19 protein-coding genes and 1 other annotated feature are annotated in these 22,633 nt (G+C 35.9%); of the genes, 5 read left to right on the top strand and 14 right to left on the bottom strand.

Features of this window, described 5'->3' with window-relative positions; all coding sequences use genetic code 11:
* Nucleotides 1-255: 255 nt before the first annotated feature.
* From pepF to mecA, 4 genes are all read right to left on the bottom strand, one after another.
* On the bottom strand, nt 256-2,082 hold the full coding sequence (pepF, locus tag DPQ31_RS06070; protein ID WP_000003362.1) for an oligoendopeptidase F: 1,827 nt from the start codon (nt 2,080-2,082) through the stop codon (nt 256-258).
* Between the two features lie 50 nt (nt 2,083-2,132).
* A complete protein-coding gene (locus tag DPQ31_RS06065) occupies nt 2,133-3,377 on the bottom strand; it encodes a competence protein CoiA (RefSeq protein WP_208731677.1) in 1,245 nt (414 codons plus the stop codon).
* 80 nt (nt 3,378-3,457) lie between these two features.
* A complete protein-coding gene (locus DPQ31_RS06060) occupies nt 3,458-5,002 on the bottom strand; it encodes a cardiolipin synthase (RefSeq protein ID WP_000799211.1) in 1,545 nt (514 codons plus the stop codon).
* A gap of 72 nt (nt 5,003-5,074) precedes the next feature.
* Nucleotides 5,075-5,758, bottom strand: a complete 684-nt coding sequence (mecA, locus tag DPQ31_RS06055) for an adaptor protein MecA (protein ID WP_000402125.1) — start codon at nt 5,756-5,758, stop codon at nt 5,075-5,077.
* Nucleotides 5,759-6,103: 345 nt separating this feature from the next.
* Between mecA and DPQ31_RS06050 the strand changes: the two genes are divergently transcribed.
* A complete protein-coding gene (locus DPQ31_RS06050; protein ID WP_000362596.1) occupies nt 6,104-6,778 on the top strand; it encodes a TerC family protein in 675 nt (224 codons plus the stop codon).
* Nucleotides 6,779-6,827: 49 nt separating this feature from the next.
* Here the strand turns inward: DPQ31_RS06050 and spx are convergent, their stop codons facing one another.
* Nucleotides 6,828-7,223: a transcriptional regulator Spx gene (gene spx, locus DPQ31_RS06045; protein WP_000258267.1), complete on the bottom strand. Its 396-nt coding sequence runs from the start codon at nt 7,221-7,223 to the stop codon at nt 6,828-6,830.
* Between the two features lie 592 nt (nt 7,224-7,815).
* Between spx and DPQ31_RS06040 the strand changes: the two genes are divergently transcribed.
* Nucleotides 7,816-8,019, top strand: a complete 204-nt coding sequence (locus DPQ31_RS06040) for a hypothetical protein (protein WP_000559975.1) — start codon at nt 7,816-7,818, stop codon at nt 8,017-8,019.
* Nucleotides 8,020-8,048: 29 nt separating this feature from the next.
* On the opposite strand, the gene DPQ31_RS06035 is transcribed toward DPQ31_RS06040, so the two are convergent.
* Nucleotides 8,049-9,698, bottom strand: coding sequence for a peptide ABC transporter substrate-binding protein (locus tag DPQ31_RS06035; RefSeq protein WP_000728607.1), 1,650 nt, complete (start codon nt 9,696-9,698; stop codon nt 8,049-8,051).
* 352 nt (nt 9,699-10,050) lie between these two features.
* Here DPQ31_RS06035 and DPQ31_RS06030 point away from each other — a divergent pair, with 352 nt between their 5' ends.
* On the top strand, nt 10,051-11,496 hold the full coding sequence (locus DPQ31_RS06030) for an MATE family efflux transporter (protein ID WP_002156289.1): 1,446 nt from the start codon (nt 10,051-10,053) through the stop codon (nt 11,494-11,496).
* Nucleotides 11,497-11,623: 127 nt separating this feature from the next.
* Here the strand turns inward: DPQ31_RS06030 and DPQ31_RS06025 are convergent, their stop codons facing one another.
* The 5 genes from DPQ31_RS06025 to DPQ31_RS06005 form a co-directional block, all read right to left on the bottom strand.
* Nucleotides 11,624-12,559 carry an ABC transporter ATP-binding protein gene (locus tag DPQ31_RS06025; RefSeq protein ID WP_208731676.1) on the bottom strand — a complete coding sequence of 312 codons (936 nt, stop codon included), beginning with the start codon at nt 12,557-12,559 and terminating at the stop codon, nt 11,624-11,626.
* On the bottom strand, nt 12,552-13,595 hold the full coding sequence (locus tag DPQ31_RS06020) for an ABC transporter ATP-binding protein (RefSeq protein WP_000854338.1): 1,044 nt from the start codon (nt 13,593-13,595) through the stop codon (nt 12,552-12,554). Before DPQ31_RS06020 ends, DPQ31_RS06025 begins: the two co-directional genes overlap by 8 nt.
* Nucleotides 13,596-13,615: 20 nt before the next feature.
* Nucleotides 13,616-14,632 carry an oligopeptide ABC transporter permease gene (opp3C, locus tag DPQ31_RS06015; protein WP_000974107.1) on the bottom strand — a complete coding sequence of 339 codons (1,017 nt, stop codon included), beginning with the start codon at nt 14,630-14,632 and terminating at the stop codon, nt 13,616-13,618.
* Nucleotides 14,629-15,558: an oligopeptide ABC transporter permease gene (opp3b, locus tag DPQ31_RS06010; protein ID WP_000534168.1), complete on the bottom strand. Its 930-nt coding sequence runs from the start codon at nt 15,556-15,558 to the stop codon at nt 14,629-14,631. Before opp3b ends, opp3C begins: the two co-directional genes overlap by 4 nt.
* A 128-nt stretch (nt 15,559-15,686) precedes the next feature.
* Nucleotides 15,687-17,342 (bottom strand): peptide ABC transporter substrate-binding protein, encoded by a 1,656-nt coding sequence (locus tag DPQ31_RS06005; protein ID WP_000727209.1) that lies wholly within the window; start codon nt 17,340-17,342, stop codon nt 15,687-15,689.
* Nucleotides 17,343-17,661: 319 nt separating this feature from the next.
* On the opposite strand from DPQ31_RS06005, the gene DPQ31_RS06000 reads away from it, so the two are divergent.
* Nucleotides 17,662-18,042 carry a DUF3899 domain-containing protein gene (locus DPQ31_RS06000; RefSeq protein ID WP_001045000.1) on the top strand — a complete coding sequence of 127 codons (381 nt, stop codon included), beginning with the start codon at nt 17,662-17,664 and terminating at the stop codon, nt 18,040-18,042.
* 105 nt (nt 18,043-18,147) lie between these two features.
* Nucleotides 18,148-18,364 (top strand) — a binding site (T-box leader).
* Between the two features lie 75 nt (nt 18,365-18,439).
* A complete protein-coding gene (gene trpS, locus DPQ31_RS05995; RefSeq protein ID WP_000110979.1) occupies nt 18,440-19,429 on the top strand; it encodes a tryptophan--tRNA ligase in 990 nt (329 codons plus the stop codon).
* Between the two features lie 155 nt (nt 19,430-19,584).
* Here the strand turns inward: trpS and DPQ31_RS05990 are convergent, their stop codons facing one another.
* From DPQ31_RS05990 to fabF, 3 genes are all read right to left on the bottom strand, one after another.
* Nucleotides 19,585-20,331, bottom strand: a complete 747-nt coding sequence (locus DPQ31_RS05990; RefSeq protein WP_000966122.1) for a YjbA family protein — start codon at nt 20,329-20,331, stop codon at nt 19,585-19,587.
* A gap of 142 nt (nt 20,332-20,473) precedes the next feature.
* Nucleotides 20,474-21,265, bottom strand: coding sequence for a DUF2268 domain-containing putative Zn-dependent protease (locus DPQ31_RS05985; protein ID WP_000539318.1), 792 nt, complete (start codon nt 21,263-21,265; stop codon nt 20,474-20,476).
* Nucleotides 21,266-21,371: 106 nt separating this feature from the next.
* A complete protein-coding gene (gene fabF / locus DPQ31_RS05980; protein WP_000412641.1) occupies nt 21,372-22,610 on the bottom strand; it encodes a beta-ketoacyl-ACP synthase II in 1,239 nt (412 codons plus the stop codon).
* Between the last annotated feature and the right edge of the window lie 23 nt (nt 22,611-22,633).

Genomic DNA, 22,633 nt, shown 5'->3' with positions numbered 1-22,633 from the left:
TTCTTGTACATTCTCTCTCTATTACAAGCTTTCCCTAAAATTATCGCCTTTCCTCTTCTATTCGGAGTCATCGTCATCGCTCTTTCTTATTTCAACCATAGAAAACGATTTAAAGGATTTTGAATTCAAAAATTAACTATAAAACTGTCTTCAAATTTAGAAATAGTAAGGAAAACCGATTTTCATTTCGACAAATATCGACAAATTGTATTTTTAAACAAAAAAGACGAGGATAAAATCCCTCGTCTTTTCTCATTACTTTTCTTCAAATAATAACGCTTCTAATTCATTTAATTTCTCTTCAAATACTTGTAGTGCCTCTTTCACTGGTTCAGGAGATGCCATATCAACTCCTGCTTTTTTCAGCACTTCAATTGGATAATCAGAGCTTCCTGCTTTTAAGAATTCATTAATGTAACGTTCTACCGCTGGTTGCCCTTCTTCTAAAATCTGTTTAGATAGAGCCGTTGCTGCACTAAATCCTGTTGCGTATTGGTATACGTAATAGTTGTAGTAGAAGTGCGGAATGCGAGACCATTCTAACCCAATTTCTTCGTCGATTACTAAAGCGTCACCGAAATATTTCTTATTTAAGTCGTAGTAGATCTCCGTTAACATATCTGGCGTAACAGCATGTCCTTCTTGTACTTTCTTATGAATAATATGCTCAAACTCTGCGAACATCGTTTGACGGAATACAGTACCACGGAATCCTTCTAAATAATGATTTAATAAATATAGGCGCTCTTTTTTATCTTCTGTCGTTTTTAATAAATAATCATTTAGAAGCGCTTCATTACAAGTTGACGCTACCTCTGCAACGAAGATTGAATAATCACCGTATACGTGCGGCTGTGTCTTTCTTGTGTAATAACTATGCACAGAATGACCAAACTCATGAGCAAGTGTAAATAAATTATTTACATTATCATGCCAGTTCATTAAAATATAAGGATTTGTTCCGTATGCACCAGATGAATATGCTCCGCTTCGTTTTCCTTTATTCTCATACACATCTACCCAGCGATTTTCATATGCTTCTTTCAAAATTTCAACATACTCATCACCAAGTACGTTTAAAGATTTTAATAACATGTCTTGTGCTTCTTCATATTTCACATTCATTTTCACTTCTTGTACAAGTGGTGTATATAAATCGTACATATGAAGTTCATCAAGTCCTAGCGCACGCTTTCGAATATCGATGTAACGGTGCAATAAATGTAAGTGATCATTTACCGTTTCAACGAGTTGATCGTAAACTGCTTCAGGAATATTATTATTGCTCAATGCAGCTTGGCGAGCAGAGTCATATTTACGAATACGTGCATTGAAATTATTACGTTTCACTGCTCCGCTTAACGTACTTGCAAATGTGTTCTTAAATTTCCCATACGTTTCAAATACAGCTTTGAATGCATCTTCGCGAACACGACGATCATCACTTTCTAAAAACTGAATGTAACGACCATGCGTAATTTCTATTTCTTCTCCGTCCTCGCCTTTAATAGACGGGAATTTCAAATCCGCATTATTCAACATACCAAATGTATTACTTGATGAACTCATTACTTCAGATGCTTCCGCTAATAAAGCTTCCTCAGCCTCAGATAATACGTGTGGACGTTGACGTGTAATTTCTTCTAATGCATGTTCATATACACTTAAGTCTCTATTTTCTTTTAAAAATGCTTGTAGTGTATCTTCTGAAATAGATAAAATTTCAGGTACGATATACGCTGTGCTACTAGATACTTGTGAATATAAATTCGTCGCACGATCATTTAAAGCTTGATACACAGAGTTTGTTGTATCTTGATCATAGCGCATATGAGCATATGTATATAGCTTGCCTAGTCGCATTGAAATTTCATCTTCATATTGCAGTGCCTCAAGTAAGTTGTTCGCAGAGTCACCAAGCTTACCTTTAAATTCAGTTAACTGCGGTAATAACTCTTTAATCGCTTGAAATTCTTTTTCCCATTCTGCATCTGTTTGGAAAATATCTTCTAATCGCCACGTACTTGCTTCTTCAATCTCATTGCGATCTGGTAATGTTTTTGCTTTATTTTGTTCAGACATTCTGTAAGCCCTCCTTTAAATATCTCTACTTAAGTACAATTCTGTTTTTCTTATGTAATTCCTTCACGTTCATTCTTTATTATATCCCCTTTTTCTTCTCCCATGTTGAACTTTGTCTCAAATAGAGATAGCGCATAAGTTAGGCAAATCTCATCATATTTCCTAACTTCCTCCTCCGTCTGTAACATAACTATATTCCTCATTTTTCGGTACGTATAAGTTCCTATTTTACGCAACACGCCTACAAAACATAAAAAAGTCATATATTCAGTAACCGCTACTTTCCATATATGTTGTGAAAAGTACGGAAGTAAGCGCCTTTTCGTATATTTTTTTACATAACTACACACATATTGAAGGGAAATACAATTCCCTACCGCAAGCTTTTCTATACACTTCATGTATAGAAAAGCTTGCCATGTAAATGGATTTGTTTGAAAAGCAAATGAAGACGGGAGTGGCACACCAATTTCAGAAGGAAAGCTCGCTGGAGTACATTTAAATTGATATAAGAGGCGTAATAGTGACTTATGATTATAATTCCAAATAGATAGGGCATTTTGCCGAAAGTAGTCCTTTCGCTTCTTCCATTCCTGTCCTAATATTTCTTTCCGGAAAGGAATAGGGGAAAAGAGTAATTCAAAAGTAGTTGTATCGTCTGGTAAATACATAATATGTGAGAAAGAGACGTTTGTAGAAAACGGAGTGATAAAGGCACATTTCATAAATGATTTTTGTTTCGGACAGAAGAAAATAAGAAATGGCTGAGGATAAGATTGTAAGGAGAAAGCCAGAAGTGAGGAAAATTTCATCCAATATGCAGCTTGCTTTTTGAATTGATTTCCGCCAATGATCCAGATGACCTGAATGCCCGCTTGCCAATACGAGTATGTTCGTTTAGAAAGTTGTTCTATGGAGAGATTGGCGCATTGATATTCAATCGCAATTTCCCTACCTGCTCTCTCTACGAAAATATCTGGTCTTTGCTGGATTTTTGGAAGGTAACGCTCTATATCCACATGGAAATTTTGACGTTTCAACCATCTATATAACAATTCTTTACCGTGCATATGATATATAGATTCTGCTTCATAAAAAGCAAGGCATGACTCCACTTTCTTATGAGCAAAATGCCAACTTCTTTGTTTCCCTAATTTCATTTGCACTTCCTTCCCACAAGCTATACAAAAGAAACACTCCCTTTTACGCATACGTTGTAAAAGCTCTTCATTTCGATTATAGAGTAGATGAATTTTCTCTCCGTTTTCTCTTTTAGCGATAAACATTATAATCACACCCTTTCAGCTCCTTATATTCTACAATTTATTACAAATCCCTTTTAAAAAAGAGATGTCCCAATTTCGGACATCTCTTTTTATAATAAAGGTGATAATAATCGATATGTCGATTCAACAATTCGTCTATGAAGACGTCTTTTATGAAAACGATCGACATGAATTTCACTTGATTCTTCTAAATCATCTTTAAAGTCTTGAACGAGTTTTCGAATGCTATCTGTATCATATAAAAAGGCATTCACTTCAAAGTTCAAATGAAAACTTCTCATATCCATATTTGCTGTCCCAATTGAAGCTAAATCAGAATCAACGATGACAACTTTACTATGAAGAAAACCTTTTTCGTACTCATATATCTTTACTCCTGCATCTAAAAGCTCAGGGAAATATGATCTTGATGCATAAAAGACAGTGCGCTTATCAGGCTTACTCGGCATTAATAAACGAACATCAATACCAGCAAGTGCCGCTACCTTTAATGCAGATAAAATATCATCATCCGGAATGAAATACGGTGTTGCAATCCAAATAGATTTCCGAGCAGAAGAGATCATTGCAAAATATAAATGTTTAATCGTTTCCCATTTATTATCTGGTCCACCTGCAATTAGCTGAACTCCGCCCCAATGATCACCTTCAACTGCTTTTGCCTGTAAATATTCTGGAGCCAGCACTGCCTCACCAGTCATATAAAACCAATCTTGAAGGAAAATAAGCTGTAAACTTTGAACAGCCTCACCACGCAAATATAAATGTGTGTCTCTCCAAAAACCGAAATATTTATCCTTCCCTAAATATTCATCTCCAATATTTAACCCACCTACAAACCCTTCATTTCCATCAATAACAACGATTTTCCGGTGGTTTCGATAATTAATCTTATCGTTTAAAATTGGAAAGCGCACAGGAAAGAACGGAATCATTTCGACACCTGCGTCATTTAATTCTTCAATATACGAATTCGATAACCTAAAACTTCCAACCGCATCATATAAAAACCGAACGACTACGCCTTCTTTTGATTTTTGTATTAAAATATCTTTAATTTCTGTTCCAAGCTTATCATCACGCACAATGTAATATTCCATATGAATGTGGTGTTTCGCTCGTTTTAATCCATCTAAAATGGCCTGAAACGTTTCATCCCCATTTGTTAATGTTCTCGTTTCCGTTTGAAATGAAATATTTAAAGCACCTAAGCGGTCCGCTAAACGAAATAACAGCTCTTGATGCTTATGATTACGTAACATCCGTTCTTCATAATCTTCATGCCCCTTATATTGTAAAAACGCCTGTTCATCCAGTAACGCCTTCTTTTGGAACATTCTCTTTCTCCGAAAGTTTTGTCCAAATAATAAATAAGCGAAGAATCCAAATACCGGAAAAATACCTAACACAATGAGCCATGTAAGTGTTTTAGACGGGTGACGGTTTTCTAAGAAAATAACGCAGCCAATTAAAAATGCAGATACCGTAAATAAAATACTAATAATACCTAAAATCGAAACATCTTTTATCCCAATTACATCCGAATAAAATGCTACATCAATAAACATACGTAACGAAACAAATAATGCGAACAATAGTAGAACAAAGAAAATCAACTTTAACGTATTTTTCATCTCTTACCTCCTTACTAAGAAAGCTTTCCTATTCTTCATATAAAAAGCCGATTTCATACTACAGAAATCGGCCTACGTTTTAGCAGGAAAATTATTGCGAATTGTTTCAAGCGCACGCTCTTTCACAATTTGTTTCCCATACTCACTCACACGATGAATTGTTAAAGTTGATTCTTCTCCATATTCTAAAATAATACTTAAAATACGATCAATTTCTTCTTCATCATGTAGCACTTCATCGAATTCCACATATACATAATAGCGGTCATCAAATGAATACAGCTCATCTTTTATATCTTCAAAGATAAGACGATGACTTAATGAAATAACATCTTCAAAATCATTAAACTTAATTAAAAAGCCAAACGTACCATCTTCATTAAAGTTTGTTCCTGTTTGTTCTTCTACCTCTTCCACTAATTCTTGCTGGAATAATGACTCGATACCCTCATCTAAAGGAATGTCTATAATTTTGTCTACACCTATCGGTAGCTCTAGCTTTTGTCCATCCTTTGAGAGCTCGGCTTTCGTGACAAGTACTTCAATCCCTTTATCGACTGCTTGCACTTGAATCCATAACGGTCCATCAATAAAGAAGTCATCATGATCACGAGCTTCGTCCATCATCTCCCAAAAGAGCTCTTCACTACGTTCGCGGTCATACCAAATTTCTTCACGATTAAACCCTCTGTCCTCTATATCAATGTACGTAATAAAAAACTTCATCGTATGATCGTTAATTCTTTCAATTTCCAAAATACAACTCTCCCTTCCTGTTTAGAATTGTTATGAAGGGATCCCCCACTCATATGACAAATCAATAGATTCTTGTACTCTCATTTTATGATAAGATTCTCCAGAAGGGAAATAAAATCGATTTATTTTACAAAAATAGTTATATGCCTATCTTTATTCGATTGTCTACATAAATATATCATTATGACAATTCTTTACACACGAAAAATTTGGACATACATTTCTATATTCCCCCGTACACTGTAATAAAGTGAAACTTCTATTAGAGGAGATTATTTAGTTCCCACTTTCTTCATCACATACATATATTTCGCTTATTAAAACATCATAAATGGAGGCAGACGAATGGACTTAGAGTTTTTAACATCTGTACTAATGATTGTTGGTATTGATGTTGTATTAGGTGGTGACAATGCAATTGTCATTGCATTAGCTAGCCGGAATTTACCTGAAGCAAAACGAAATAAAGCCATTTTGATCGGTACTCTTTTAGCAATTGTGCTACGAATTCTTCTTACAATAATAGCTGTCTACTTACTCGACATTCCTTTTTTACAGCTTATCGGCGGCGTTTTACTTACATTCATTGCAGTAAATTTATTAACTGATAATAGCAACGATCTTTCTTCTATTCAAGGGAAAACAACTTTATTCCAAGCTGTGCGTACAATTGTATTCGCGGATCTCGTTATGGGGTTTGACAATGTCATCGCTATTGCAGGTGCGGCTCACGGAAGATTATTACTCGTCATAATCGGGTTACTCATTTCTATTCCGATTATTATTTGGGGCAGCAAACTTATTTTAATCCTTATGGAACGCTTTCCACTTCTCATTTATTGCGGAGCAGCGATACTCGCCTATACAGCTGGAAAGATGATTACACACGAAGACAGACTTGCAACCTTTTTTCATAACAACCCAAGTTTCACTACAAGCATTCCTTTCTTGTTCATTTTCACTGTTCTATGCATCGGTATTATCGTTCAACAAGTTCGCATACGAAATGTGAAACAATAAAAAAAACCTTCTACTATATAATAGGTAGAAGGTTTTCATATTATTATAATTAATTTACAAGACGCTGTGCTTCACGTAATTGGAACGTTCTTACTGTACGTGGTAAGAAACGACGGATTTCATCTTCATTGTAACCTACTTGAAGACGCTTCTCGTCAATCATAATTGGACGACGTAAAATCCCTGGATAGTCACGAATCATCTTATATAAATCTTGAAGTGGTAAAGACTCTAAGTTTACATTTAATTCTTGGAAAACTTTCGAACGAGTAGAAATAATCTCATCTGTTCCGCTTTCTGTCATACGTAAAATCTCTTTAATTTCCTCAATCGTTAATGGATCTGAGAAAATATTACGTTCTGTATAAGGAATATGATTTTCCTCTAGCCATAATTTCGCCTTTCTACAAGACGTACAGCTTGGAGAACTATATAATGTTACCATACAAAGCTCACTCTCCTTAAAGAGTACAAATTCTGTACTAATTACAGTTTAAAATTCTAACTTCAGTAATTTTTCGCGATAACTTGTCTTATAACAAAGTACAAAAATCGCATTTCATGTAAGCAACAACTTATAATAAACAACAATTACTTTTAATAAGTAACTTCTATAATCATTATACAATAGATTTTGCAAGAAATATACAGTAAATTTCCTACTAGTTGAGAAAACTCTTCCGCGTATTCCACTGCTATGTAACATGATTACGCTCACTTTAGCTGTACTTTAACAATGACCTTCAAACCTTTTAATACTCACTTCCCATTGATTTTTCATATAATATATAGTTATTTATCTATAATTTCACCTAAAAAAAGAGAACGTTTTCTTACTTTTTCTTGATAAATCAATTAAGAAATGTAAGACTATATAAATGAGAATCAAAAGGAACGTTTGTTCTTATTTTAACAAACATTCTCCCTCCTGTCTACACGATTTCTAAAGTAAACCAAATATTTTTCTGACATTTCTTTCTTTTTTATCTTTTATCTCATACAATAAAAATACAGACAGGCAAAGGGGGAATTTGCAAATGATTGCTTTTTTTATTGATTTTGTTACTGTTGCTGCCCTCATCATCGGAATCACAGCATTGATTGGTGTCATTTCAAATAGCATCGGTGAAAAACTCTTTGGCGGAAAAGAAAAAATGAAGTTTGTTAACAAAAGTTTGGATGTACAATCCGGATGGAACCAAGTTGGTGGAAAAGGTATTTATAAGAAACGTACGTATTAAAAAAAAGCAGGTAATCACCTGCTTTTTTCTTATTTCTCTACTGACGCCCATTTAAAGCTTAAATCGCCACCATATTTATGGTTGTACATATTTTTAATTGAATCTCTTTGTAAGTATGCTCTACCACGTTGATATACTGGAACAATCGCAGCATCATCAAGTAACATTTTCTCTGCTTCTAGTAAGTTTTTCCAACGAGCATTTACATCGCTTCCATCTTTCTTCGCTTTCATGATAATCTCATCATATTTCGGATTAGAATATTTCATTTTATTTTGTGATCCGTCCGTTACAAACATATCAAGGTATGTAACTGGATCTGGGAAGTCTGCACTCCATCCAGAGAATGACATGACGTAATCGCCCGCATCTTCTAATTTTAGTTTTTGTGCAAATGGTTGTTGTTTAATTTTCACTGTTAAACCTGGTAAATTCTTTTCTAACTCACCTTTTAAATATTCACCAGTTTTCTTCGATAATTCAACGTCTTCATTTAATAGCTCTAATTCGATTTCATTTTTACCAAGCTCTTTTTTACCAGCTTCCCAATACTTCTTCGCTTCTTTCACGTTTGGTTTTACAATATCTCCATTTACAGCACGGAAGTCCTTTTTATCCGGTCCTTTAATGAAGTTATCAGGAATTAATCCTGTCGCTGGCTTAGAACCGTTATTTAATAGCGTGTCAACAAACGGCTTACGTTCAAAAGCAAGAGAAATTGCTTTACGAATATTTTTATTTGCTAACGCTGGATCTTTTTGATTTAAACGAAGGAAGAATACAGATGTATCTTCTACTGTTTGGAAATCTGGTTTTCCTTTATATTTATCGATGAACTCTGCTAATAACGTCGCTCGATCGACTGCGTTTGTTTCATATAAATTGATTGGCGTAGACGTATCTTTTACAATATTAAAGTTTACTTCCTCAATCTTCACTTCTTTATTTTCCCAATAAGATGGGCTCTTTGTCATTTTAAAGCTACGTTCATGTTGCCAATCACTTAGTGTAAACGGTCCATTATATAGTGTTGTATTTGCTTCTAAACCAAACTTCGTCCCCTGCTCTTTTACAAACTTTTCATTCACAGGATAGAAGATTGGATATACCATTAAATCTACAAGATATGGAATTGAATTGTCTAATTCCACTTCTAATGTATAGTCATCAATTGCTTTTACGCCTAATTGGTCTGGACTCATCTCTTTTTTATTAATTTTCTCTGCATTTTTTATATCATACATAATGTACGCTGATTTCGCAGCTGTGTCTGGGTTAATCGCTCTTTGCCATGCGTACACGAAATCTTTCGCCGTCACAGGCTCACCATTTGACCATTTTGCGTCTTCACGTAATTTAAATGTATATTTTTTACCGTCTTCTGACTTTTTGAATTCCTTCGCTACACCTGGAACTAGCTTATCATCTTTTCCTAAACTGTATAAGCCTTCCATCGTATTAGTCATTACTCTTGAAGAAACTGCATCAGCTGATAATGCTGGATCCATCGTTGGAATTTCTTGCGTTTCAATTAAGTTAATAACTTGCTTCGCACCGCTCTTCCCGCTATCCCCTTTTGCGTTCGCTTGCGATTGTTCATCTTTTTGATAACTACATGCCCCTAAAATCATGCTCATTGCTACCGTTGATAATACAAAAACCGGCATCTTTTTTTTCATATTTCCACCCTCCATAAAAATGTTAGCCCTTTCATTTTCAAACAAAAAGAAATATATATATGTTCTAATAATTCATATTATACACACAAATATATTTTTTGTATATTTATATTTCTATCTTATTAAAATTTCCTGTGAAAAAATAAATCTTTGAAAACGTTTCATATTACCAGTTTACCCGACTGAAGTGTCGGAAATAACAAATTTTAAACTTTTCTAAATTATCAGAGAAAAACGAATTTTATATTTTATAATATTTTTTGTATAATTATCCTTCTCTTTTTAGCATAAAATGAAGGTCTCTTCATATTAAAAATATGTAGGTTAAAATGAGTGCAAAGGATAAGAAAGTATGTTACGATACACTTTGCTAAAAATAGATATCGGTAAAGAGGGGACGGACATGACAGCAATTCACTCAAAAAACGGGCCGACAGAAAAATTAAGTTTATTCTTATTAACATGGCCTATTTTTCTAGAAGTTTTTCTTTTTATGTTGATGGGGATCGCTGATACTTTCATGTTAAGTGCATTATCAGACGATGCTGTATCTGGGGTTGGTGCAGCGAATCAATATCTTCATATCGCTATTTTGGTACTAGAAGTAATCGGGAATGGCGCTGCGATCGTCGTATCTCAATACCTCGGTTCCAAACGTTTTATGGAAGCATCTAAAATATCAGCATTAGCCGTCACATTAAATTTAGTGGTCGGACTCGTTATAAGTGCTGGTTTTCTTTTATTTTCAAAACATATGATGATGGCAATGAATTTACAAGGCGATGTACTAACGTATGCACAAAGCTATTTATCCATCGTCGGAGGAGCCATTTTCCTTCAAGCTATTATTAACTCGTTAGCCGCAATTATTCGCGTTCACGGCTTTACAAAGCAAGCAATGTTTGTTTCGCTTGGAATGAATATTATTCATATCGCCGGAAACTACGTACTTATTTTCGGGAAGTTCGGTTTCCCTGAACTTGGTGTACAAGGGGCCGCGATTTCTTCCGCTGTCAGTCGACTACTGGCACTGATTGTGTTCTTCTGGTTACTATACCGCGTTATGGAATACCGTGTAAAATTACAATATTACTTCACCTTATCAAAAGAATACGTGGGGAAAATTTTAAAAATTGGCATTCCATCTGCTTTTGAACAAGTCATGTATCAAGCTTGCCAAATTGTCTTCCTGTACTACGCAACTTACTTAGGAACAGAATCGTTAGCTGCTAGACAATATGCTACTAACATTTCCATGTTTACTTATTTATTCGCAATTGCAATCGGTATGGGAACAGCTATTATCGTGGGACGCCTAGTTGGCGGAAATGAAAAAGATGAAGCATACACACGTGTATGGAAAAGTGTACAATGGGCAATTGGTGTGACTTTATTTATGGTCGCTCTCGTTATTACATTCCGCACACAATTAATGGGGGTATTTACTGATAATCCTCATATTATCGCTCTAGGGGCAAGCGTTCTTTTACTAAGTGTACTACTCGAAACAGGACGTACGATGAACATCGTCATCATTAATTCCCTTCGTGCAGCCGGTGATGCAAAATATCCAGTTTTAATTGGTGCGTTCTCTATGGTGTTAATGAGTTTGCCACTCGGTTACTTTTTTGCCTTCCATTTAGATATGGGACTCGTTGGTATTTGGCTAGCGATTGCTATCGATGAATGGACGCGGGCAATTATTATGTTCTTCCGCTGGAGAAGTAGAGCATGGGAAAGTTACGCACTTGTTAAGCCGAATGAGCAAGAAGAGAATGTTTCTGTTCAGGCGCAGTAACACTTCTTTGATTAAGGTGCATTTATTGATAAATGCACCTTATATCGATGATTCTTTAAATATATCGACTTATCGACAAATATAGTAAAAAAGGTCATTCTTCCGTAACGGAAGAATGACCTTTTTTTTATTGATAAATCTCTTTATATTTCCTATACTCTGCTTCAGAACATAATACGAAATGTCCTGGGCGAATTTCACGCATTGTTGGTGCTTCATTACCATAATCATGCTGCGATGGATCGTATACGATACGTTTACGATTGCGCTCATAATCTGGATCTGGAAGCGGAATCGCTGATAATAGTGATTTTGTATATGGATGAATTGGATTCGCATATAACTCATCACTTGTTGTTAGCTCAACGATTTGACCACGATACATTACGCCGATGCGGTCACTAATGTATTTTACCATTGATAAATCATGGGCAATGAATAAGTATGTTAAACCTTTTTCTTTTTGTAACTGTTTCAGTAAGTTTACAACTTGCGCCTGGATCGATACGTCAAGTGCTGAGATTGGCTCATCGGCAATGATAAATTCAGGTTCTACAGCAAGCGCACGAGCGATACCGATACGTTGACGTTGTCCACCCGAGAATTCGTGCGGGAAACGGTTTGCGTGTTCTTTATTTAAACCAACTGTGTTTAACAGTTCATGAACACGGTCCATACGTTCTTTTTTACTTTTTGCTAATCCGTGAATATCAATACCTTCTGCAATAATATCCCCTACTGTCATACGAGGGTTTAATGATGCATATGGATCTTGGAAAATCATTTGCATTTTACGGTTGAACTTCTTCAGTTCTGCGCGTGATTTCTTACCATGTACGTTTTCACCATCGAACAACACTTCACCAGCAGTTGCATCATATAAACGAATAATCGTTCTTCCAGTTGTTGATTTACCACAACCAGATTCTCCTACAAGCCCGAATGTTTCTCCGCGGAAAATATCAAATGAAATATCATTAACCGCTTTGACAACACCACCACTCACGTCGAAGTGTTGTTTTACATTTTTTACTTCAATTAATTTCTCACGTTGTTTAGTCATGTTGTTCACCTGCTTTCATTTGAAGAATACGTTTTTCAACAACTGCCGGCGGTTTTACTTCTGGTGCTTGCTCGTGAAGTAACCAAGTTGCCGCATAGTGTGTATCACTTACTTTAAATAAAGGCGGTTCCATTTCAAAATCAATTTTCAGCGCCTGTGGGTTACGTGGTGCAAAAGCATCACCCTTTGGCGGTTTTAATAAGTCAGGAGGCGTTCCTGGAATCGCATATAGCTCTTCCTCTGATCCGTCTAAACTTGGCATAGATGCGATTAAGCCCCATGTGTACGGATGTTTTGGGTTGTAGAAAATTTCATCTACAGTTCCAATTTCAACAACTTTACCAGCATACATAACCGCAACTCGGTCAGCAACGTTTGCTACTACACCTAAGTCATGCGTAATGAAAATGATTGCTGCTTCTGTCTTTTGCTGAATGTCTTTCATAAGCTCTAAAATTTGCGCCTGAATCGTAACGTCTAGCGCTGTTGTCGGCTCATCGGCAATTAATAATTTCGGGTTACAAGCTAACGCCATCGCAATAACTACACGCTGTCTCATACCACCTGAGAATTGGTGAGGATATTGTTTTAAACGTGCTTCTGGATTTGGAATACCTACAAGGTCGATTAATTCTAACGCAACTTTACGTGCGTCTCCTCTACTCATCCCTTGGTGTTTAATAAGACCTTCCATAATTTGATTCCCAATTGTCATCGTTGGATTTAATGATGTCATTGGATCTTGGAAAATCATTGCGATATCTTTACCACGAACTTGCTGCATTTCTTTTTCCGTTAATTTCGTTAAATCACGACCGTCAAATATAATCTCTCCATTTTTAATACGGCCTGGAGGATTTGGGATTAACCCCATTAGCGCTTTAGAAGTAACTGATTTCCCAGAACCAGACTCTCCTACAATCGCTAATGTTTCCCCTTTTTTCAAATCAAAAGTAACTCCGCGCACTGCTTGTACTTCACCTGCATGTGTATCAAAGGAGACTTGTAAATCTTTTACCTCTAACAATGTTTTCATTTTTACTTCTCCCTCCTCGTTTACTTACGCATTTTTGGATCTAACGCATCGCGTAATCCATCTGCCATTAAGTTGAATGCTAGAATTAACATACTGATGACAACCGCAGGGATGAACATCATGTGTGGATACGTTTGAATAGATTTATAACCATCATTTACAAGAGAACCAAGTGACGCGAATGGTGGCTGAATTCCTAAACCAATGAAACTTAAGAACGCTTCACCAAACACCGCTGATGGAATTGTAAACATTGTCATTACGATAATAGGTCCCATTACGTTTGGAATTAAGTGTTTTACAATTAATTGCGTGTTCGTTGCACCTAATGTACGAGATGCTAATACATATTCTTGGTTTTTTAACTTTAAGATTTGTCCACGAACAATCCGCGACATCCCTATCCAACCTGTAATCGCCATCGCGAGTGTAATCGACCAAATACCAGATCCCATAATGATTACCATTAAAATAACGATGATTAAGTATGGAATACCGTTAATAATCTCCATAATACGTTGCATAATATTATCTACTCTACCGCCGTAGAATGCTGAAATACCTCCGTATGCAACCCCAATTACTAAGTCAATTGCTGCTGCTAAAAGAGCGATATATAATGATACGCGTGTACCTTCCCATGTTCTTGTCCATAAGTCACGGCCAAGATCATCTGTACCAAACCAGAAGTACTCTTTAATATCACGTTTTTCATATTGGTCAACACCATATTGATCTGTACCGTCAAATGGTAACCAATGAACATTTTCAATAACTGGAATTTTTGGTGGTAATTTCGCACGACCTAAATCTTGCTCTTTATACGAGTGTTTACTTACCATCGGTCCAAAAATCGCTAATAGCGCAATGATTACTAATAATACAAGGCCAAGCATCGCACCTTTATGTTGGAACAAACGTCTTCTTACATCTTGCCAAAACGTTAAGCTTGGACGGGCAATGACTTCATTATCAACATTATTTTGATTGGCTTGTTGAAATAAATCTGGAGATAATTTTTGTACATCTTTCATCATTTTTTCCCTCCCGCTAAACGAATACGAGGATCAATAATTCCGTATAAAATATCGACAATGAAAATAACTAAAATGAAGATTGCACTATAGAAAATCGTAGTTCCCATAATAACTGTATAGTCATTTAAAGTAATCGATTTAACGAATTGTTCCCCAAGTCCTGGTACAGCATAAATTTGCTCGATAACAAGTGTTCCTGTAATTAATGCCGCAACCATTGGTCCTAAAATTGTTACAACTGGAATTAACGCGTTACGAAGTGCGTGTTTTACAATGATAACGCCTTGACTAATTCCTTTTGCTTTCGCTGTTAAAATATAGTCTGACTGCATAACTTCAATTAATTCTGCACGAGAGAAACGTGCGATTGTTGCGATAACTCCCATCGATAATGCAATTGTAGGCATTACAGTAAACTCTGGTCCTTTCCAGAATGCTACCGGGAACCAACCAAGTTTTACCCCTACGAAATATTGTAGTAATGCGGCGAATACGAATGATGGTACCGACATTCCGAGTACCGAAATAACTGTTGCACTATAATCCACCCACGTATTATTACGAAGTGCGGCAACAATACCTAAAATTAAACCGATAAATGTCCCTAATATAATCGCTTGTAAACCTAATTGGGCTGATGGTCCAATACGATCCACAATCATGTCTGTTACTGGGCGGTTATCATATTGGAATGATACCCCTAAATCACCTTTTGCTAAGTTACCTAAGTAACGTGCGTATTGAACTGGTACCGGATCATTTAATCCGTATTTTTCAAGAATGATTTCTTTTTGTGCCGGTGATAGCTTCTCCTGGTTTTTAAGCGGAGAACCCGGAAGTAATTTCATCAAAAAGAAAGTCAGTGTAGTAATTAAAAATAATGTCAAAGCCATGTACACGAAACGTTTTAATACATAACGTCCCATAGTCAAGCACCTCCCCGTTTTTCTCAAAAGCAATAAGATAGTTTAAAATATTCTTACTTTTATTTTTTTAAAATAAGAGCATATGCCCATCATAGGCATATACCCTTGTAAACGATGGAAAAAAAAGATTATTTTTGTTCAACAGATGCCCATTTGTAAGTTAATTTACCACCATAGTTAATTGGGATAATATCTTTTACGGCACCTTTTACTACATACGCTGAACCTTTTTGGAAGATTGGAGTGATAACTGCATCCTCTTTAATTAACATCTTCTCTACTTCTAGAAGGTTGTTCCAGCGAGCTTGTAAATCTTTTGTATCTGTTTTAGCTTTTAGGATTAACTCATCATACTTCTGATTAGAATACCCTGTTTTATTTTGAGAACCATTCGTAACAAACATATCTAAATATGAGATTGGATCTGGGAAATCTGGTCCCCAAATACCAAACGCAATATCATATTGCTGAGAATCTTCTAATTTATTTTTTTGTGCGAATGGTTGCTGTTTAATTTTAATTGATAAACCTGGTAAGTTCTTTTCTATCTCACCTTTTAAGAATTCACCAACTTTTTTAGCATCTTCATTATCAAAGTTTAAGAATTCTAGTTCGATTTTATCAGTTCCAAGCTCTTTCTTCGCTGTTTCCCAAAGCTTTTTCGCTTCTTTTGGATTTGTTTCAACTAGCTTTCCATTTTCAGCTCGGAAATCTTTTTTATTCGGACCTTCAGCGAAATCTTTTCCAACAAATCCGTAAGCTCCAATTGCACCGTTATTTAAAATAACTTTCGCAATGTTATCACGGTCAAAGGACATTGAAATTGCTTTTCTTAAGTTTTTATTACTTAAGTACTGATTACTTTGATTAAATCTTAAGTAAGCAACCCCTGCTTCTTTTCTTGTTTGGAACTCTGGGCTTTGTCTAAACTTATCAACAAATTCAGACGTTAAAGCCGCACGATCAATCGCGTTTGTCTCATATAAATTTACATCAGTTGCTGTATTTTTTACAATATTAAAGTTGATTTCTTCGATTTTAACCGTTTTATTATCCCAATATGAAGGATTCTTCTTGAATTGGAAACTTTGTTCATGTTTCCAATCACTCATAACGAATGGACCGTTATATAATGTTGTATTTGCCTCTAAACCAAACTTATCACCTTGTGCTTTTACAAAGTTTTCATTTAGCGGGTAAAATACTGGATAAACTGTTAAATCGATAAAGTAAGGAACGGGATTGTCTAATTCCACTTCTAATGTATAATCATCAATCGCTTTTACACCTAATTGGTCAGCAGGTAATTCTTTTTTATGAATTTTCTCTGCATTTTTAATATCGAACATAATGTACGAATACGTTGCTTTTGTATCTGGATTTACGGCTCTTTTCCATGAATACACAAAGTCTTTAGCTGTTACAGGTTCCCCATTTGACCATTTCGCATCTTTTCTTAATTTAAATATGTATTTCTTCCCATCATCTAGCTTTTCGACATCTTCTGCAACGCCAGGCATTCTCTTTTGATCTTTGCCAATACGATATAAACCTTCCATCGTATTATTTAATGCTGTAGAAGATGAAGAGTCAGATGCTAATGATGCATCCATTGACGGAATTTCAGATAACTCTGTTAAATTAAGAATCTGTTTTCCGTTACTACTACTCGTAGCGTTCTCTTTCCCTTTTGCTTTTGCGTCATCTTTTTGGTAGCTACACGCGCCAAGCAACATACTTGCAGTTAAAGTTGATGCAAGTAATAACGGTATCTTTTTCTTCATGTTGTGTTGCCTCCCCTAATTGCACTTCCTGTACCCTCACTTGTTAAAAAGTAGAATTGAAAGAATAATCTCCAAGTTTCTACAATTTTCATTATACATATAATACGACGATTGTGAATATAGTTTTTTGTTTTTTTGTTAAAATTTTTAATAAAATGTTTATATTTTTAATTTTTCGTAAAGGGATACGTTAACATTGCTACCATCATCTTAAAATCAGACCTTTAATTGCGTATAATTTTCAAAAAATTATTTCTAGTACTTATTATAGCTTTTATAGTATAATAATTCTAGTAATATTTTGACGGAGGGGAATATTTTGAATAAAGTTTTTTTTCATACTTGTATACTAATTTTTATAGCGATGATTGCTTCTAGTATTGGTGCATTCCTCATTTCATCTCAATTTTTGTTGAACTTTGTCAACATTTCGTTTTATATCGCGCTATTTTTTATTCTGATAGGTGGTTTTTTATTCATATTTCAAAATGGATTTTTCAATGTGACTCTTTACGCTTTCCAGAGAGTATTTGGCACGAACAAAAAAATAGACTCGTTAATTGAAGAATCCGAGGAACCGGTGAATAAGAAAGAACGTATTTATAAAACATATTCATTCAAATGGACATATCCTATTTGTATTACAGGTATCATACTCGGAGCGTTCTCGACTCTCATTAGCTTTACTATTTTGATGTAGTTTGCAAACACTATCCCATATGATATAATTATCAGCAAAACATTTTGTTATAAAACTTTAGTTCTTTCATATTAAAAGAGCTCAGTTAACAATAAATAAATTTATATGTATGCGATGATAAAGAAGAGTACATATTGAAACAATTTCAGAGAGCTTGTGGCTGGTGTGAACAAGTAATTGTACAATGTGGAATGGGCTTTTGAGCACCAAACCGAACCGAAAGTAGTAGGCCTTGGCGTTATATCCAGACGTTACTATGGATTAGAGAGATTTCACAGTAGTGAAATAATTAGGGTGGTACCGCGGTCCATTCGTCCCTATAGTTTTTTGGGATGAATGGGCTTTTTTGTTTGCCTTCTCTTCCCTATCACGCATTCAAATTTAGGAGGAAATAATTATGTCAGTTATCTTTTCTGGTATTCAGCCAAGCGGAACGATTACACTTGGAAACTATTTAGGGGCTATGAAGCAATTTACAGAGCTTCAAAACGAACACGATTGCTATTTCTGTATTGTAAACCAACATGCCATTACAGTACCTCAAGATCCTATACAACTTCGCAAAAACATTCGTAGTCTTGCTGCACTTTATGTAGCATGCGGCATCGATCCTGAAAAAGCTACTTTATTTGTACAATCAGAAGTACCTGCACACGCTCAACTAGGATGGATCATGCAATCTGTTGCTTACGTTGGAGAATTAGAGCGTATGACACAATATAAAGATAAAGCTTCAGGTAGAGATTCAGTTCCAGCTGGATTACTTACGTATCCACCATTAATGGCTGCTGATATTTTACTTTATAACACAGAAATCGTACCTGTTGGTGATGACCAAAAACAACATATGGAATTAACACGTGATCTAGCAGAGCGTTTCAACAAACGCTTCCGTGAAGTGTTCATAGTTCCTGAAATTCGTATTCCAAAAGTAGGAGCTCGCGTTATGTCATTAACAGAACCTACGAAAAAAATGAGTAAATCTGATCCGAATCCAAAATCAATGATCAGTATGCTTGATGAACCAAAAACAATTGAAAAGAAAATTAAAAGTGCTGTAACAGATTCAGAAGGTATCGTGAAATTCGATAAAGAAAATAAACCTGGAATCTCTAACCTATTAACAATTTACTCTTCATTCTCAGGAAAAACAGTTGAAGAAATAGAAGCAATGTACGAAGGAAAAGGATACGGCGACTTCAAAGGCGACTTAGCACAAGTAGTCGTAGAAGCAATTCGCCCAATCCAAGACAAATATAACGAACTAATCAGCTCCCCAGAACTAGACGAAATTCTAGACAAAGGTGCCGAAAAAGCAAACCGCGTTGCATTCAAACAACTACGCAAAGTAGAAAACGCAATGGGACTAAGCAGAAAACGTAGGTAACTTATAAAGCGGAAGCGGCTCGCTTAGAATGTGAGGGGGATGGAGCTCCTGACGTAGAGGCGCTTTTTGCCTCGCAGGAAGGCGCGAAGCCACCGAACATTCTTGCCGCTGAAGCTGGATTTCATCAAATTAAAAAACCGCCAATTGGCGGTTTTTTAATTTACCTTTTGCTCATTTTCCATTTCCCATAACTTTTCAAAAAACGGCTGTCCTTTTACAAGGCGCTCGCATAATTGTTCGTGCTTCTCAGACCAGCCTGATTTCGCTTCATCATATAGTCTTGCCCAAATATCTTCAAATTCCATATGTTGGACCGTTCCATATGCTGACGGATCCCATTCTGTGTACCAATAACGAATTTCCGCTGTGTTTTTCGTTGTATGTAATTGATCTAACGCCATAAATAATAATTGTTTTAGCTGTCTCTCTTTACGAGTTAAGCCATTCATAATGAAAGGCGATGGTGATAAAATATGATGTTCCTTTTCTGTTTCCTCTACTTGGAACTCATACTTTTCTGCTTGTACGTTTTCCACCATCTCATATACCATCTGCTCTTGGCGAGGTATAAGTCTACTTTTTCTAATTGGTACATTGTAACCAATTGTATCAATCGCAATAATTCCTTTTCCATCTGTAACAACAAAGCAATACTCTTGCTGCAAACGTTCATGATTTTTACGAATATAAGCCTTATGATGTACGTCTTCCAACAACTTTTGCGGAAGCTCTAACAATTCGTTCTCGATGTAATGATATAATGTGGCATCTACTTTTAATAATGGCACTTGATCTAATAGTTCAATCGTATCATCTTTCCGCCATTCGTAAAAATGACAAACGTTATACCCATTTTCTTCACCTTCAAACCAATTTACCCATACATCATGTAGATATAACATTCTCTATCCCTCACTTCACTACTGTTTGTACCAATCATTATGTTCATTTTCGCTTAACTTTATTCCACTTAAGGAAATATATTCTAATTATTATTTTTCCTTCTATAATATCTAAAAAAACAGGAGATAGACCTCCTGTTTTTCATGGAATACGAAATGTATTTGCTTTACTCAATATTTCTTTCGCATCTATAGGTAATAAAGACAGTGTATCTTCCCCTTCAAACGCTACACAATCTTTTACAATGTGAAACCCAAGCGCATAACCAAGCATTTTCGGATAAGAATGAAGTCCGTTTAATAATACGTCATGCTCCCTCGTTCCTCGTTTTATACTTATTCTTTCTTGAACAACGTTTTGCCAATAATAAATCGCCTCTTCTTTTGAAAGATATTTCGTCCACGGTGCATTATTTTTTTCTGTATATCTTTCCGTTACTGCTTGCTCAGCTAACCCTTCCATAATCATCGTATCAAGTAACGTATACTCTGTTTCTTTCGTCTCAATTTGATGTAACCTGCATATGTGGTGATATTCATGTGCCAATAACACTTTTAATTCTTCCACCGAATTCCGTCCACATACGAATAAGAAAATAACGTGACGCATAGATAATCCAGCTTTTCCGTTATACTCTTCTTGTACAGTTCGATTATACGAATCTGATAATAAAATAAAGATAGGGACATCCGGACCTTTTAACCAATTTTTCAATTTATCATACTCCATACGTAACTCTTTCCAAATTTCTTTTTTCTCTAATTCTTTAATTTCACGTTCTCCTCGCATTACTGGGCGATACATACCTTTAGAAATTAAAAAGCGATACAACCTTTCTTTTGGCAGTGGAATATACTTCGTAAATTTCTCACAAAGCTTTTCTGGCCGTCCATAATATAGATGTAACCACTCGGCTGTTTCAACAACCCCCATCTTTATCCCCCCTTTTTCTTATGTATATGCAAAAGAAGAAAAAGGCGTAAAAATAAATAAGGTGTTTTTTCGTAGTTTATTACGAAAAAACACCTTATTTCATCTATTATTTATACGATTTAAATACTAATACTGCATTATGACCGCCGAACCCTAGTGAGTTACTTAATACAGCTTTTACTTCTTGCTGTCTCGCTTTATTCGGTACGTAATCTAAGTCACATTCTGGATCTGGTGTTTCATAGTTAATTGTTGGAGGAATTACTCCGTCCGTAATTGATTTAATAGAGAAGATCGCTTCAACAGCACCAGCTGCACCTAGTAAGTGACCTGTCATAGATTTCGTTGAGCTAATGGCTACTTTATATGCATGCTCACCGAAAGTTTCTTTAATTGCCATCGTTTCGTATTTTTCATTTGCATCTGTACTTGTACCATGTGCATTAATGTAATCGATATCTTCTGGCTCTAGACCTGCATCCGCTAAAGCTTGACGCATTGCACGCACTCCGCCTTCACCGCCAGGAGCAGGCATTGTAATATGGAATGCATCTCCAGTTGCGCCATAACCAGCGATTTCCGCATAAATGTGAGCACCACGTGCTAATGCATGCTCTAATTCTTCAAGAATTAGAATCCCTGAACCTTCACCCATTACAAAACCGCTACGATTTTTATCAAATGGGCGGCAAGCAGTTGCTGGATCTTCATTAAATGTTAATGCTTTCGCTGAACTAAATCCTGCGAATGCCATACTTGTTAACGGTGCTTCTGCTCCACCTGTAATCATTGCATCCGCATCACCGCGCTGAATTGCTTTAAATGCATCACCAATTGAGTTTGCACCAGATGCACAAGCCGTTACAGAACAAGTGTTAATTCCTTTCGCTCCAGTCGCAATAGATACTTGACCTGCTGCCATGTCTGGAATCATCATCGGTACGAAGAATGGACTCACGCGGCGTGGACCTTTCTCAGTAAAAATCTTAAATTGTTCTTCGTATGTTTCCATACCACCAATACCAGAACCAATCCATACACCAATTCGAGGTCCGTTTTCTTCTGTAATTTCAAGCTTTGCATCCGCAACTGCCATTTTCGCTGCTGCTACTGCATATTGTGTAAAGCGATCCATACGGCGCGCTTCTTTTTTATCAATATATTTCTCGACTTCAAAGTCGTTAATTTCTGCTGCTACTTTTGCTGGAAATAGTTCCGGATCAATTCTTGTAAGTCGCCCGATTCCAGATACACCCTTTTTTATGTTTTCCCAAGCTGTTTCAACATCTGTTCCGATCGGTGTAACAGCTCCTAGTCCTGTAATTACGACCCTCTTTTTTTCCATACAAAATACACTCCTTTTTTCTC

It is taken from the genome of Bacillus sp. COPE52, from assembly GCF_003355115.1.
Classification (GTDB): Bacteria; Bacillota; Bacilli; order Bacillales; family Bacillaceae_G; genus Bacillus_A; species Bacillus_A toyonensis.
Note: the sequence above shows the minus strand (reverse complement) of the source record. Positions and strands in the feature narration are given on the sequence as shown.

Coding starts and splice junctions, on each gene's coding strand:
- fabF (WP_000412641.1), bottom strand. CDS start 22,610: ATGGAAAAAAAGAGGGTCGTAATTACAGGACTAGGAGCTGTTACACCG.
- DPQ31_RS05985 (WP_000539318.1), bottom strand. CDS start 21,265: ATGGGGGTTGTTGAAACAGCCGAGTGGTTACATCTATATTATGGACGG.
- DPQ31_RS06005 (WP_000727209.1), bottom strand. CDS start 17,342: ATGAAGAAAAAGATACCGTTATTACTTGCATCAACTTTAACTGCAAGT.
- DPQ31_RS06060 (WP_000799211.1), bottom strand. CDS start 5,002: ATGAAAAATACGTTAAAGTTGATTTTCTTTGTTCTACTATTGTTCGCA.
- DPQ31_RS06020 (WP_000854338.1), bottom strand. CDS start 13,595: ATGAAAACATTGTTAGAGGTAAAAGATTTACAAGTCTCCTTTGATACA.
- spx (WP_000258267.1), bottom strand. CDS start 7,223: ATGGTAACATTATATAGTTCTCCAAGCTGTACGTCTTGTAGAAAGGCG.
- opp3C (WP_000974107.1), bottom strand. CDS start 14,632: ATGATGAAAGATGTACAAAAATTATCTCCAGATTTATTTCAACAAGCC.
- DPQ31_RS06030 (WP_002156289.1), top strand. CDS start 10,051: ATGTTACGATACACTTTGCTAAAAATAGATATCGGTAAAGAGGGGACG.
- trpS (WP_000110979.1), top strand. CDS start 18,440: ATGTCAGTTATCTTTTCTGGTATTCAGCCAAGCGGAACGATTACACTT.
- DPQ31_RS06025 (WP_208731676.1), bottom strand. CDS start 12,559: ATGACTAAACAACGTGAGAAATTAATTGAAGTAAAAAATGTAAAACAA.
- DPQ31_RS06040 (WP_000559975.1), top strand. CDS start 7,816: ATGATTGCTTTTTTTATTGATTTTGTTACTGTTGCTGCCCTCATCATC.
- DPQ31_RS06035 (WP_000728607.1), bottom strand. CDS start 9,698: ATGAAAAAAAAGATGCCGGTTTTTGTATTATCAACGGTAGCAATGAGC.
- DPQ31_RS06050 (WP_000362596.1), top strand. CDS start 6,104: ATGGACTTAGAGTTTTTAACATCTGTACTAATGATTGTTGGTATTGAT.
- pepF (WP_000003362.1), bottom strand. CDS start 2,082: ATGTCTGAACAAAATAAAGCAAAAACATTACCAGATCGCAATGAGATT.
- opp3b (WP_000534168.1), bottom strand. CDS start 15,558: ATGGGACGTTATGTATTAAAACGTTTCGTGTACATGGCTTTGACATTA.
- DPQ31_RS05990 (WP_000966122.1), bottom strand. CDS start 20,331: ATGTTATATCTACATGATGTATGGGTAAATTGGTTTGAAGGTGAAGAA.